At 44.3% G+C, this 13,000-nt stretch carries 12 protein-coding genes; 10 read left to right on the top strand and 2 right to left on the bottom strand.

The features are described 5' to 3' along the window. Positions 1-335 precede the first annotated feature (335 nt). Positions 336-1,211, top strand: coding sequence for a PASTA domain-containing protein (locus DWY95_RS07765; protein WP_118553042.1), 876 nt, complete (start codon positions 336-338; stop codon positions 1,209-1,211). Between the two features lie 89 nt (positions 1,212-1,300). Here DWY95_RS07765 and DWY95_RS07760 read toward each other — a convergent pair whose 3' ends face one another. Next, entirely contained in the window at positions 1,301-2,908 is a 1,608-nt protein-coding gene (locus DWY95_RS07760; protein WP_118553041.1) for a relaxase/mobilization nuclease domain-containing protein, read from the bottom strand. Then, positions 2,880-3,272 (bottom strand): plasmid mobilization relaxosome protein MobC, encoded by a 393-nt coding sequence (mobC, locus tag DWY95_RS07755; RefSeq protein ID WP_158577538.1) that lies wholly within the window; start codon positions 3,270-3,272, stop codon positions 2,880-2,882. The genes DWY95_RS07760 and mobC overlap by 29 nt, the downstream gene beginning before the upstream one ends. A gap of 389 nt (positions 3,273-3,661) precedes the next feature. On the opposite strand from mobC, the gene DWY95_RS17020 reads away from it, so the two are divergent. From DWY95_RS17020 to DWY95_RS07720, 9 genes are all read left to right on the top strand, one after another. Further along, positions 3,662-3,823 carry a hypothetical protein gene (locus tag DWY95_RS17020; RefSeq protein WP_158565156.1) on the top strand — a complete coding sequence of 54 codons (162 nt, stop codon included), beginning with the start codon at positions 3,662-3,664 and terminating at the stop codon, positions 3,821-3,823. A 145-nt stretch (positions 3,824-3,968) separates the two neighbouring features. After that, entirely contained in the window at positions 3,969-5,630 is a 1,662-nt protein-coding gene (locus DWY95_RS07750; RefSeq protein ID WP_118553039.1) for a recombinase family protein, read from the top strand. Next, positions 5,627-7,159 (top strand): recombinase family protein, encoded by a 1,533-nt coding sequence (locus tag DWY95_RS07745; RefSeq protein WP_118553038.1) that lies wholly within the window; start codon positions 5,627-5,629, stop codon positions 7,157-7,159. The genes DWY95_RS07750 and DWY95_RS07745 overlap by 4 nt, the downstream gene beginning before the upstream one ends. 67 nt (positions 7,160-7,226) lie before the next feature. Then, positions 7,227-8,831 carry a recombinase family protein gene (locus tag DWY95_RS07740; RefSeq protein WP_279220017.1) on the top strand — a complete coding sequence of 535 codons (1,605 nt, stop codon included), beginning with the start codon at positions 7,227-7,229 and terminating at the stop codon, positions 8,829-8,831. Beyond that, positions 8,828-10,432 carry a recombinase family protein gene (locus tag DWY95_RS07735; protein ID WP_118553036.1) on the top strand — a complete coding sequence of 535 codons (1,605 nt, stop codon included), beginning with the start codon at positions 8,828-8,830 and terminating at the stop codon, positions 10,430-10,432. Before DWY95_RS07740 ends, DWY95_RS07735 begins: the two co-directional genes overlap by 4 nt. Positions 10,433-10,518: 86 nt before the next feature. Next, positions 10,519-10,830 carry a hypothetical protein gene (locus tag DWY95_RS07730; protein ID WP_118553035.1) on the top strand — a complete coding sequence of 104 codons (312 nt, stop codon included), beginning with the start codon at positions 10,519-10,521 and terminating at the stop codon, positions 10,828-10,830. A 20-nt stretch (positions 10,831-10,850) separates the two neighbouring features. Beyond that, a complete protein-coding gene (locus DWY95_RS07725; RefSeq protein ID WP_118528321.1) occupies positions 10,851-11,243 on the top strand; it encodes a VOC family protein in 393 nt (130 codons plus the stop codon). Positions 11,244-11,326: 83 nt separating this feature from the next. Further along, on the top strand, positions 11,327-11,800 hold the full coding sequence (locus DWY95_RS16795) for a hypothetical protein (RefSeq protein ID WP_147365168.1): 474 nt from the start codon (positions 11,327-11,329) through the stop codon (positions 11,798-11,800). After that, complete coding sequence (locus DWY95_RS07720; protein ID WP_118553034.1) at positions 11,790-12,740, top strand: hypothetical protein; 951 nt, start codon at positions 11,790-11,792, stop codon at positions 12,738-12,740. The genes DWY95_RS16795 and DWY95_RS07720 overlap by 11 nt, the downstream gene beginning before the upstream one ends. The last annotated feature ends 260 nt before the right edge of the window (positions 12,741-13,000 follow it).

The following is a 13,000-nucleotide window of genomic DNA, read 5'->3' as shown; positions in this document are numbered from 1 at the left end:
TATAAGATTTGAGCGAAGCGAGATGACAAAGAAATTGTCATCTTAGAAGATGCACTTTGCAACATAGCTCGTTAGAGCGGTAGGGCATGTAATGCAGATGAAAGATGCTTGCTCGTGGCCCCTTATAAGGGGCTTTGCTAGTATTATGCCCTTCTAGGGCTTACTCAAGCCACTGGCTCAGCCGGTGGTTTTGACTATGTGTGTAAACAAAAATGGTTCAGCCCAAAAATTGTGCACCATTTTTGGGGAAGAGTGATTGATTTAACTACAAAAATGTGGCATTATAAAAGGCAGGATAAGAGTTGATAGTAATGTAGCCAGTAGAGGAGGTAGTTATGGAATTCTTGAATTATATACTAGATAAGGTGGAGCCAATCAAGAATGCAGCGGATCTGTTGATTCTGATTTTGATGGGCGTTTGCTCGGTACATTCTGTAAAAGATAGTAGAGAAAAGGCGGCAAAGAAAGTAGCAGCGATTGTTGCAGTAGGACTGATTGGAATTTTTGTTGTAAATTATGTTTTTAATAATGTAGAGAAAACTGAGGATGTTACTGCATCGTCAAATTTGACAGTTGATACAGTTATAGTTCCAAATGTTGTTGGAATGAACACTTATGAAGCAGAACAAGTATTGGCGATTTCTGGGTTATACGTCAAAAATAAGACTGAAGAACAAAGTACATTTGTTAGCAAGCAAACTTTGACACCTAACCAAGAGGTTAATCGTGGAACTGAAATAGAACTGACAAATTCCTTGGAGCAGATTGAAATTCCAGAATGGACAGTTCAGGATTACTTCCATAAACTGATGATGGATAATACGGGGGCGTTAAGAATAGAAGAAGTTGCCGATTTTATTTACTGGTCTAAGGGAATGATAACAGTCAGAGGGATTGACCTGAATAAAGAAAAGAATCCAGATCAGGTTTCGACAGAGCGAGACTATATACCGAAAGGAATGTGCTTTGCACAATTGGATTTTAGTGGCGTTGATATTTCTAATATGGGAATGGAAATCTACTATGAATACCGTGATGATACTGTAGATAGAGGCTTTCCATTTAGAACGGAAAATAATTCGACTATGATTGCGGTTCCAGCAGGAGTTTACTTGATTCGTGCAGTTTCAGATGAAGCTACATGGAGTAAGGATGTGTATATTGATAGCTCTGCTGAGTATACAATTCAGTTAGAAAAAGATGATCAATAATGATGTGAATTAGTTTGAAAATAAACAGAGAAAAGAGCCAGACATAGGACTTTGGAAAAGTCTTGTGGATGGCTCTTTTTATGTCGATTTTAGAATGATGGTTCGTGACTGTGCTTGGGCTGGGTACGGCTGTGCTGCTGCGTGTGTTCCGCTCCGAGAATCATATCAACATTCCTGCAAGCGGTTTGCAGTTCGTGGTAGTAATCTTTGAAATAGATGTAGCTTTCGTATTGTGCGGTTCGAGCAGAAAGCAACTTTTCCTTTTCTGCTCGTAAATTTTTCATCGTGGGAATTGTGCCATTCGTGGAATTGCGTTTCAAGAATTGAACGGCTTCTTCGTATCTGGCAATTTCATCCTGATGTGCAGAACGGTACATCTTCTTGTTGCCCGCCTGCAAAAATTCTTTGTATGTAGCCTTTGTGGAAAGATACTGCCCCAGATAGTGAATCTTCTCATTCAGCAGCTTTAAGTCGGCATCGGTAGATTTGGCGGTGTTGCGGGTATCTGACATTTTGGCAGATAATTCATCGCGCGCTTTTTTCAAATCATCGTAGCTGTCGTAGCCGTGCTGCTGTACATAGACGATGGTATTTGCCATCTGCTGCAAATTGGAAATTTTGACTTTCTGAGCATAGGCGCGACTTTGCTGGGCTTTTACGCAGTCCTGCAAATTCACTACCAGACGAAGATTGGACTTGATATAGAGAACGGCAATGGGGTCAGCAACACTCCATTGCTTTTTTTCTTTTGCAGCGGTAATCGCATTACTTTCAAAAAGCGTCAGAAGATGTTCACGGTCAAAACTGGTTCCCAGCGTTCTGGCAGAGATGTATTTTTCTCTGTCCGGGAGAAGGTAACTAAATCGACCACGGTGGTCTTTTACCAAAATGTTGGATTCGGTTTGGAGTAGGCGGCTGAATTCTTCAAAAGATTTTGCTTTCTTTGCCGCAGCAGTAATGGAATCGCGCAACTTATCTTTCTCCGTTTGAAATTTGGTTTTCATGGGAGTGAAACCCTCTGCAATAAGCTCAGCGTTCAACTTGTCCAGATTGATCTGCCCGCGCTGTTTAGCATAATACTCCTGCTGCGTAATTTTGTTGACAGACGGGGAAAGCAAATCGACCTGATTGAGATTTTCCCTCAAGCAGATATTCATAAGAGATTGCTGTAAATGCTTTAGGTAATCTTTCGTCAGATGGTGTTTGTAGCCTGCTTTGCAGTCAATAGGGCGTTCCATAAAAGGCTGCTGAGGAACATCCAGTTTTCGCAGACTGTTGATTACGATATGCACATGGATATTGCCGCTGCCGTTGTGACCGTCCATGTGGGTGCAGACCAACGCCTGATGCCCCGGAAAGTTGGCTTTTACATATTCCATGCCGATGGCCTGCGCCTGTTCACCTGTCAGTCCACACTCGTCTTTGTCGGCAGGATCGAAGCTGATGAGGTAGTGGTGCGTCTTGATTTCGTCGTAATTCTGATTCTTGTGGTACTGCGCATTAAGCATTTCGCACTCCACATCAAAAAGTTCCGGTTCACAGTTTATGCCCTCCAGAAGAATATCTCGACGGAGTACCCAGTTCCCGTTTGCATCCAGCAGGGGTCTCTTCAGAACTTCGTCATGCTCATATTTCAAATAGTCGAGTGCAGCACCATAGTCTGCACTTTTACCCGCGACGTGTTTTAAGATTGCCACGATAATCACCTGCCAGTCCTGCAATTTCTTTCCGCATAGCGCGGAGGTCGGTCATGCAACGATTGATTTCTTCCAGCATGGCACGAGATTGGATGCCGCCGCTGTTGAAAAAGGCTGCAATTTGGTTCAGGTTATTTCCGATATGGGAAAGCTGTCTTGCAAAATCTCGCAGTTCTGCAATGTCGGCAACGATGTTGTAATGAACGTGAAGTTTTTCGGTTATGGCCTGTTTCCTTACATAAACGGCAACGGGATAGCCAGCCTGTTCAGCAGAACACGAAACCAGTGTGTACTCCACATCGGTAAAACGAACCATTACATTCTTAGTCCGTTTGATGCTTTCATCCTTTTTGGGGCGAGCCATAGTGTGATCCTCCTGCATTTTATAGTTGCGAAGCAACTCCCGATAAGCCGTAGGCGTTCGGCTGCGAACACATTCATGTGGAGCCAGATAGCCAAAATCCAAGATTTTGTGCGTACCGTGGGGATGGGGAACGGAATCCCCATCAAGATTGCCGGGAATGAAAAATCACGAAAGTGAGTTTTGAGTTACCATAGGCGAATCTTGCTCTAAGACAGAAAAAGACCTGTCTTTTATCGTATGCCGTAGACCTATCAAAAGAAGTCCTTCTATAAATAGGAATCCGCAGCCCCTATTTGGAATACACTTTTCAAATTTTTTTGAAATTTTTTCAAAAACTGTATTCCAAAATGCCCTTCTGGATTCCTATTAGTAAAGGGGGATTGATTTCTATGAAGCAGAAAGAACGATTTGATGAAAAGCCTAAACAGGAACATACGGAGCCTGTGCATCACAGAAAAGCCATCATCAAGGGCATCACCGTATATGAATCGTTCCGGCCGGAGGGCAGCGAACTGTGGGATTGCCTGCTGCAGAGTATGGGGAAGCACTGAAAAATAAATTTTGAAAAATGTGCGCAGCAGCTTGATTTTTGTGCGGCAGCTTGGTAAAATACAGACGGGTTAAGTGAATAGTGCAATCAAAAGCCATTAACTTTCTGGATTTTACCATGCAATATGCGTGGAGACGGGAGGTTTAATGGCTTTGTTTTTTTACAAGGAAAAGAATAAAGATATACGGGCAGCGGCCTATCTGAGATTGTCCATCGAGGATGGCGACAAGGCCGAGAGCAACAGCATCGGCAACCAGAGAGAACTGATTCGGGATTTTGCTGCAGAACGGCCAGGACTGCATTTGGTCGAAGAGTACGCTGACGATGGCTACACGGGAACCAACTTTGAACGTCCGGGCTTCAAGCGGATGATGGAGGATATTAAATCTGGCAAAATCAACTGCATCATCGTCAAGGACTTATCCCGACTTGGTCGTAATTACATTGAGATGGGAAAGTATCTGGAACAGATTTTTCCCATGATGGGGATTCGCTTCATCGCTATCAACGACAACTATGACAATGCGAACACCGAGAGCAGCGATTCGGACAGCATTGTAGTTCCGTTCAAGAATCTTCTGAACGATTCCTACTGCCGGGATATTTCCATCAAGGTGCGCAGCCAGCTGGACATGAAACGGCGCAAAGGTGAGTTCATCGGCGGTTATGCAATCTACGGCTACTGCAAAGATGAACGGAACAAAAACCGTCTGGTGGTAGACGAGTATGCAGCAGATATTGTCCGTTCTATCTACCGCAGAAAACTGGAAGGTATGAGCGCACAGGCGATTGCCGAACAGCTGAACAGCGAGAATGTGCTGGCTCCCAGCGAATACAAACGGCTGTGCGGCCTGAATTATCACAGCGGGTTCAAAGCTGGCACTCATGCAAAGTGGCAGGCAATTCAGGTGCTTCGGATTCTGAAAAATGAAGTCTACACAGGGACGATGGTGCAGGGCAGGCGGCAGAAAATCAATTACAAAATCAAGAAGATTCGGGATGTGGAAGAATCCGGCTGGATCAGAGTTCCCAATATGCACGAAGCAATCATTCCGCAAAAGCTGTTCGATACGGTGCAGGAAGTTTTGAAGTTGGACACCTGTGCATCGAAAGGACAGCAGGCTGTCAATCTCTTTTCGGGCATCGTTCGCTGCGGTGGTTGTGGGCAGAACATGGTGCGGCGCACAGTGTCGAAAAACGGAAAGAAATATATTTATCTGCACTGCGTCACAAACCACAATGGTTTAGGCTGTTCCTCACATCTTATCAGCGAAAGTAAGCTGGCCGAAGTGGTGCTGGCCGCATTGCAGGGGAAAGTCCAGCAGATCAGTGGACTGGAACATCGGCTCGATGAAATTAATGAGATTCCGAAGAATGAGCGCAGACTGAAATCTGTGGAAGAACATCTGAAGATGCTGGAGCAGGAAGAACAGAAATACCAGACCTTGCGCCGCCAGCTTTATGAAGATATGAGCAGCGGTATTGTCAGCAAGGAAGAGTATAAGGAATTCAGCCATTCCTTTAATGAAAAGGTTGAAACCATCCGCAAGGCCAAAGCAGAAATGAACCGCCAGAGGGATTGCCTGAACAATCTGGATGTGGAACATCTGCCATGGATCGAATATTTCAAGTCCTACCAAAACCTGACAAGTCTGAACCGCCGCGTTCTGGTGGAACTGGTAGAGAGCATCACCGTCTATGATAAGGAACACATTCATATTCAGTATCGGTTCGATCAGGAAATTCGCAATGTGCTGGAATATTGCAGTAGTGTTCCGGCAGCAGAAACGGAGGAAAATGCAGTATGAAGTGTGTAAGCTATACCCGGACACTTCCTTGGAAGAACCATCAAGGTGAACTGGCGATTGCCGAGCAGAATCAGCGTATTGCGGCATATCTGGCGGAACATAAAGAACTAGATTTGCTGAAAAAGTATTCTGACCGCAAGAACGATGAAAAGGCGCGTACCGCGTTTGACCAAATGACCGATGATGGCGTAGAGCGAAAATTTGATTGCATTATTGTGGCATCCATGTACTACTGCGGGCCGGATTTCCCGGCGGCACGACAGGCAATCAAGGAAACGCTCTATGCGACGGGCATCGACCTGATCGTGCTGGATGAGGGCTTGGACACCAGAACAGCCAGCCGAAAAGAAGTCGAGGACTATTTTGAAGCAAAACGCTGTGAGATGCACGCAGAAATCATGTTTGCGTGGAGAAGGAAACAAGGCGCGGGATTCCGGCTGACAAACTCTGTTCCATTTGGCTATCTCCGCAGGAATGGCGAAAGCAACATGATAAAAGATGAAGAAGTTGCTCCTTATTTAAGCGAGGCTTTTTCCAGATATGCGTCCGGTCAGAAAATGCGTGACATTGCAAAGTGGTTAAATGAGCAGGGTGTTGAACCCCCAATGAGACACAAAAAGAGAATTTTGGGAAAGCCTTATGATGCAGAATCCGACCAGTGGACAACTGATATGCTGCGCTGCTTGTTCCGAAATCCTACTTATACAGGTGCGGCGACAAATGGAAGCCGCCAGATCATTGCGGAAAACTGTCATGAACCGTACATCACAAAAGAACAGTTTCATGCGTTCCCATGCAATATGCGCGAGGGCGAAAACAACATCTCCATTCGGAAAAGCTACAAAAAGCCGAATCCGCTGGCAAAGCACATTGTCTGTATCTGTGGACGCGCACTTTGCTGGCACAAGGATAAGAAAACAGGGGAGGAACTTTTCTATTGCCGTTACTGCCGCGCACACAAGGAAAACGGAAAGAATCTGAAAGTTCCGGCAGCTACCATTTATAAAAAGGTGATGGATGCTCTGGAATTGGAACATCTGGAAAAAGAAAAGCTGACTGCAGCGATTCAGCAGGGAGCGGGCCGGAAAGCAATCGAGGTAGTCCGAGCCGAAAAGTCGGTGCAGATGAAGTCTGTTCTGGCTGAACTGAATATGGAACAGTTTCGCCGTGTACCGCTGTATGAGAGTTATATAGCCGATGAAATCACCGAAGAACAATATCGTGCCGAACTGCTGGACTACGAAGAAGCACATCGGAAATTGAATGAACAGCTTACAACAATTATGGAAGATACGCTGGTATGGGAACGAGCGTTGAGCCTGCGCAATCCATGGATTCAGCAGATGGCACAGTATAAGACCCCGGAGGAACTTGACCGCAATTTTGTGAAAAAGTATATCGAGCAGGTCACGGTTACATTACGGGACGATGGACAGGCAGAAATCAGCCTGACCATGAAAACGGATGAATGGAAACAGATGCTTAGTCGGATAGAAGTGGAGGGTACAGACAGTGGCACGAAAGAGTAGAAAAAATCTCCCGCAGCCGGAACAGGCGGCAGCTTCTGTGCTGCTCCCGGAACTGGAAGAAGCAAAAATGCCTGCGGCAATCTATGGGCGGCTTTCTGTTGAGGATGAAGAAACAGAAGAAAGCATGGAAACGCAGATCGCACTGGTGCAGGACTATATCAACCGCAGCAGGGAACTGAGCTATGTGGATACCTACTTCGACAATGGATTTACGGGAACAAATTTCAAGCGGCCTGCATTTACCCGCCTGATGAACGATGTGCGGCAGAAGAAAATCAAGTGCATCGTGGTGAAAGACCTCTCACGCTTTGGCCGCAACTATCTGGAAGCAGGATACTATATCGAAACGGTGTTCCCATTTTTGGGGATTCGATTGATTGCTGTTACAGATAATTTTGACAGTACGCGCAAAGAGGACATGGAAAGTCTGACTCTCCCGATTCGGAATATGGTCAACGCAATGTACGCGAAAGACATATCCAAAAAGATATGGACTTCTTTGCAGCGTAAGAAAGAAGCAGGCTATGCAGTCGGAAACGATGCTCCGTATGGCTATATTCGGAACCCCGTGACAAAGCGCAATGAAATTGACCCGGAAGCTGCATTTTATGTGCAGTTGATTTTCCAGTGGGAACTGATGGGTGTACCAATTTTTGAAATTGCTCGACGAATGACATTGCTGCAGGTTCCGACTCCACGGGAGTGGCATAGAAAAATGGTTGAGGGAAAAGAAGTGCTTACCTGTAAAAAGTGGGGCGTAACCACGATCCGGCACATTCTGGAAAATCAAACCTATGTGGGCGATACCATCAACAATAAAAGTACACAGAAGTTATTCGCAGGACAGGACAGGCACGACCTTCCCAAAGAACAGTGGTATGTGGCAAAGAACACACATCCGGCTATCATTGCAAGGGATGATTTTGAAAAGGTGCAAAAAATCTTGAAGAGGAATCAAAAGGTGTTCCATACAATAAGAGCAAAGTCGGAGCAGATTCGGGCAGAATATCAGAATGACCTTGCAGGAATGGTGTTTTGCGCAGACTGCGGCAGAGCGATGGAGTTTGAACGACTGCCGCATGGAGCGGAAGAAAGTAAAAAGGTCTGCTATTACATCTGCAAGGCAAGACAGGCTGACGATAAGTGCATCGGCCATCAGATTCCGGAAAAACTGCTGAAAGCCCTGATAATGGATCAGCTGCATTTGTTCATTGTCCAGCTGAGCGATAAACGGAAGGTGCTGGAAGAATTGCAGAAAATCGAGGATGTGCAGAATCCCGTTTACCGGGCAAAGGGTGAAATTATGAGCCTGACCGATAAAGTCAGCCAGATGGCCAAGAAGCGGGAACAGCTTTATGCAGACTATGTGGCTGGTGTGGTGGATTCCGAAGATTACCAGCTGATTCGGGAAGATTATTCCAGACAGTATGATGGTCTACGGGCTGCGCTGCAGGAAGCAGAAAACAAAAAAGCGGAAGTAGAACGGCAGATCGAAGAATACCTGAATATGACTTCTCATTTGGAAGAACATCTGGACAACTTTGAATTTGACATTCAGTTGGTAAAATCCCTTGTGCAGAAAATCGAAGTGAGTGCGGACAAGCGGATTCGGATTGTTTTCGGATTTCAGGATGTGTTTACAGAACTTGGAAAGGAGAGTGCAGAAACATGATTGCAGCGTATCAGCGCATTTCAAGGGCTGATGGCGACTTGGGCAAAGATGGCAAGGATAAGAGCAACAGCATTGAGAACCAGAAAGAACTGATCCAGCGGTATATCTCCTGCAAAGAAAGCCTGCAAAATGTGCCTGTGATGGATTTTGTAGATGATGGCTACACAGGCAGCAATTTTGACAGACCGGGATTCCAGCAGATGATGGATGGTGTTCGCAATGGCAAGATTGATACCATCATCGTGAAAGACCTTTCCCGGTTTGGCCGTGATTATATCGGTGTGGGCGAATACATGGAGCAGATTTTCCCCCTGCTGGGGGTTCGGCTCATTGCTATCAACGACAACTATGATAGCAATAATTATAAAGGTACAACGCTGGGGATGGATGTGGTAGTCAGCAATCTGGTAAACACTATGTACTGCCGGGATGCAGGAAAGAAACTGCGGACTGCCAATCAGGTTAAGTGGCGCAAGGGTATTACAACGGCATCTGCTGCACCGTTCGGCTATCAGTTCGACCCGGACAAAAAGGGCGCATTTATCATCGACCCGCCAGCAGCAAAAATCGTGCGGCGTATTTTCGATCTTGCGATTCTGGGATTGGGTACAAGAGAGATAGCAATGATGCTCAATGACGAAAATGTTCCTGTGCCGAGCGTATATAACAAAGAAAATAAGGCGTATGGCAAGGAAACGACCTATACCATCGCCCCAGTGATTCTTTGGGATAGTACTCGCGTTTGGAAAATCCTCACGGCGTATGTGTACACCGGGGCAATGGTTTTGGGCAAAACAAAAACACTGATTTCCGGCAAAAGCATTGTCAGAACGGTTCCCAAAGGACAGCAGTTTATTACGGAGGGAACCCATGAAGCAATCGTAAGTCGTGAAGAATTTGAAAAAGCGCAGCTTGTCATAAAGAGCAACAGCCATAAAGTGCTGATGGGCAGCGTGGACTTTCCATTGAAAGGCAAAGTTCGCTGCGGAAATTGCAGACGAGTGATGGCGCACAATTTCAAACAGACTGTTCCAACATTCTGGTGCAGAGAGGGATTGGAACTGGTTGGGCAGACCCAATGTACAGCTGAGATCTTTCAGGTCAGTGATATTGAAAATGCAGTTTTTCAGGCACTGAAAAAGGAACTCTCCCTGCTGGATGCCCTCTATGGTGATATTCAAAAAGAAGAACAGGATTTGAAAGATGCCCACAAAAAGGCAAACCGCCACAAAACTCTTATGGAGCAGGAACTTAAAAAACTGAAAGGGGAGAAGATGCGGATGTATGAAGAATATGCGGCAGGGACGCTCCTACTGGATACCTACAAGCAGAAAAAGCAGGAGTGCGATAGGAGGATTTCAGAGGTGCAGGAGCAAATTGAACAATCCAAGGCGGAAGAATCTACTCAGAGCCTTGTGCCGGGAACCGTGCGCGCAGCGGCAGAGCAGGCAGAAAATTTTCTGAATGGTACAAGACTTACGGCAAGCATGGTGTCAGCGTTCGTTGAAAACGTCTTTGTATATGGTGGTGGGCGCATTGTGGTACGGTTCAAATATGAGCAGAGCATCCAGGACGCTGCGAGAGCATTGCACAAGAGCTGAATTTCAAAAAAGGCTGCGTTGCCCATGTTGTAACATTAAAGAGTGTGTTATAATATGGGCAACAAAACAGCCGGAAAGAGGACATTATGAAAGCGATTCGATGGCTGTTAAAATTGATACTGGTGATTATGACCCTGCCACTGATCCTTACTGTATGGCTTATAAAGTGGTTTGTGGTATTCCTGCATCATTGTTCGGCATGGATTTTCTATTTGCTGGGTAGTGTGCTATTGGCAACGGCGATTCTTTCGTATCTTATGCAGCAGTCGCAAGGGATGGAAGCACTTCAAATGCTGATCGGTGGATTTGCGATTTTTATGATACCGCAGGTGGTCGGCAGTGTGGTCGTGCTTCTGGAACTGGTAGCAGTAATGCTTCGGCAGGTATGGTACATATAAAATAGGGAGGCGTACAGATAGTGAAATTGGCGGCAATTCATCATGTGGCGATTATCGTTTCTAACTACGAAAAAGCGAGAGACTTTTATGTGAACAAGCTGGGCTTTGCAGTTGTGAGAGAAAACTTCCGCAAGGAGCGGAACGACTGGAAACTGGATTTGAGTGTCGGTGACGGTGCCGATGCGATTGAACTGGAGATTTTTGCAGAGCCAAACCCGCCCAAGCGTGTAAACAGGCCGGAAGCCTGCGGTTTGCGGCATCTGGCGTTCCGGGTGGATGATGTGGAAGCTACCGTGGCAGAACTGGCTCAGATGGGAATTGAATGTGAACCGATTCGATTGGACAGCTACACCAAAAAGAAAATGACCTTTTTCTTTGACCCGGATGGACTGCCCTTGGAACTGCACGAGTGACCTTGAAAACATTTTAAGAAAATGTTATTCTTTTCTATAAGGATGGAGAAAACAGCAAAAGTAAATTGGGAGGATTATGTAAAATGGAAACATCAGTGTTGATTCAGGTTCCCTATGAATTGGAAAGTGCGTACAGTCCTCTTGAAGAACGAACAGACATTGACTACACAGTTATGTCGGTCGATAATTTTAATGTGGGCGATTTTTTGATAGGTTTGTATATTACCATATCATCTAATTCCATTATAACAGGTGTTGTAAGTGGAATGATATGGGATGTCATTAAAATCGTTTCACATGATGTTTTGGATAAATTGCGACAATCATCAAAAGAAAAAACAAGTGAAAAAATTTCTGAACAGCCCAATAAAGAAGATGGTGAACAAGAAACCTGTATTAAAGTATCCTTATGTGTTCGAGAAAACTCAAAAGATGAATATAGAATAGGTGCAGAGTATAGGATAAATAGGTATCTGAATAATGAAGATGTAAATAAAATAAGTGAAAATGTAGCGGGCCAATTGGCGGAAGCAGTGATATTACATTATGAAAAATAAGAATTATCTGAGTGACCAAATAAGGAATAACATTCCGAAACGTAACATTGAAGAAGGACGAGAAAGCGTTCGGATGTTTGTCGAAATGCTGAAAAAGCGGAAAATCAATGTAATTGATGAGGCAATCTTGAATCGCGCATACGAGGAAGAAGATTATGTTGATGAGAAAATGCTAGGATTGGTTCTTAAGGCTTTAAAAATTGATGAGCCAGTTCAATATATTCCTCGATATATAAGGAATATGAACGCTTTTCATGCAAATGGTACAAAAGTCGTTGTTGTAGATGAACTGCTGGAATATACACTTATATCGTTTCTTTTCACAATGTACTCACTTGAGAATAATAGAAGCGAGGAGAATGTAACTCGTTGCATGAAGAACTTTTACGTTCTGGAAGATTTGCAGAATGGAAAAAGAGAAATTGGGACACATAATGAAACGCAGCTTTATGAAATGTCTCTTCTCCCAGAAAACTTGATGCATACAGCAATGGATAACTACTGGACTATTTGGACTTTTTTGATAGGACATGAGTTATATCATGCTATTCATCCAGAAGATCGAAATGGAAAGGATACAGAATTAAGAGCAGATCAGTATGCCTATCGTTTGCTGATAAATTTAATAATGCAGCAGAAGAAAAACGAAGTGCCAGAAGAACTACAAGTGTTTTGGGAAGATCAATATTTATCACCGATAATACTATTTGAAATGTTTCGCTTGTTTGATGTGTATTCTGAACTAAAAGGGAAAAAGATTGTCTATCAAGATCATCCGACACCGAAAGAGCGACAGGATAATATTTTTTCGATGTTTAAAGATGACATCCCGGAAGAAATGAATACAGAAGAAGGAAACAAAGTACTGAACTTGATTCTGAACAGTAGCGAATACGCAGAGGACTGGCTTCGGTATAAAATTAGCAAGGGAAAACTTTGATGGTTAAAAAGTAACACTCGCCTAGATAAGAGAATTCTTCTCGACTAGGCGAGTGTTTTATTCTGTTAGAGTGATTTCATGTCAGAAAAAGCAAATTACAATGTCGAAAATTGCACATGAACCCATTCGAATATTGAAATAATATGGTAAATGTCAACAAATGTTGCCTTGATGTCGACGATGATTTATGGTATTATGAAAATATAACATAAAAACAATGGTGAATATGCTACTATAAGTGGTATGAAATCAAAATCGAC

The organism is Faecalibacterium sp. AF28-13AC (assembly GCF_003478405.1).
GTDB lineage: Bacteria > Bacillota > Clostridia > Oscillospirales > Ruminococcaceae > Faecalibacterium > Faecalibacterium prausnitzii_E.
Note: the sequence above shows the minus strand (reverse complement) of the source record. Positions and strands in the feature narration are given on the sequence as shown.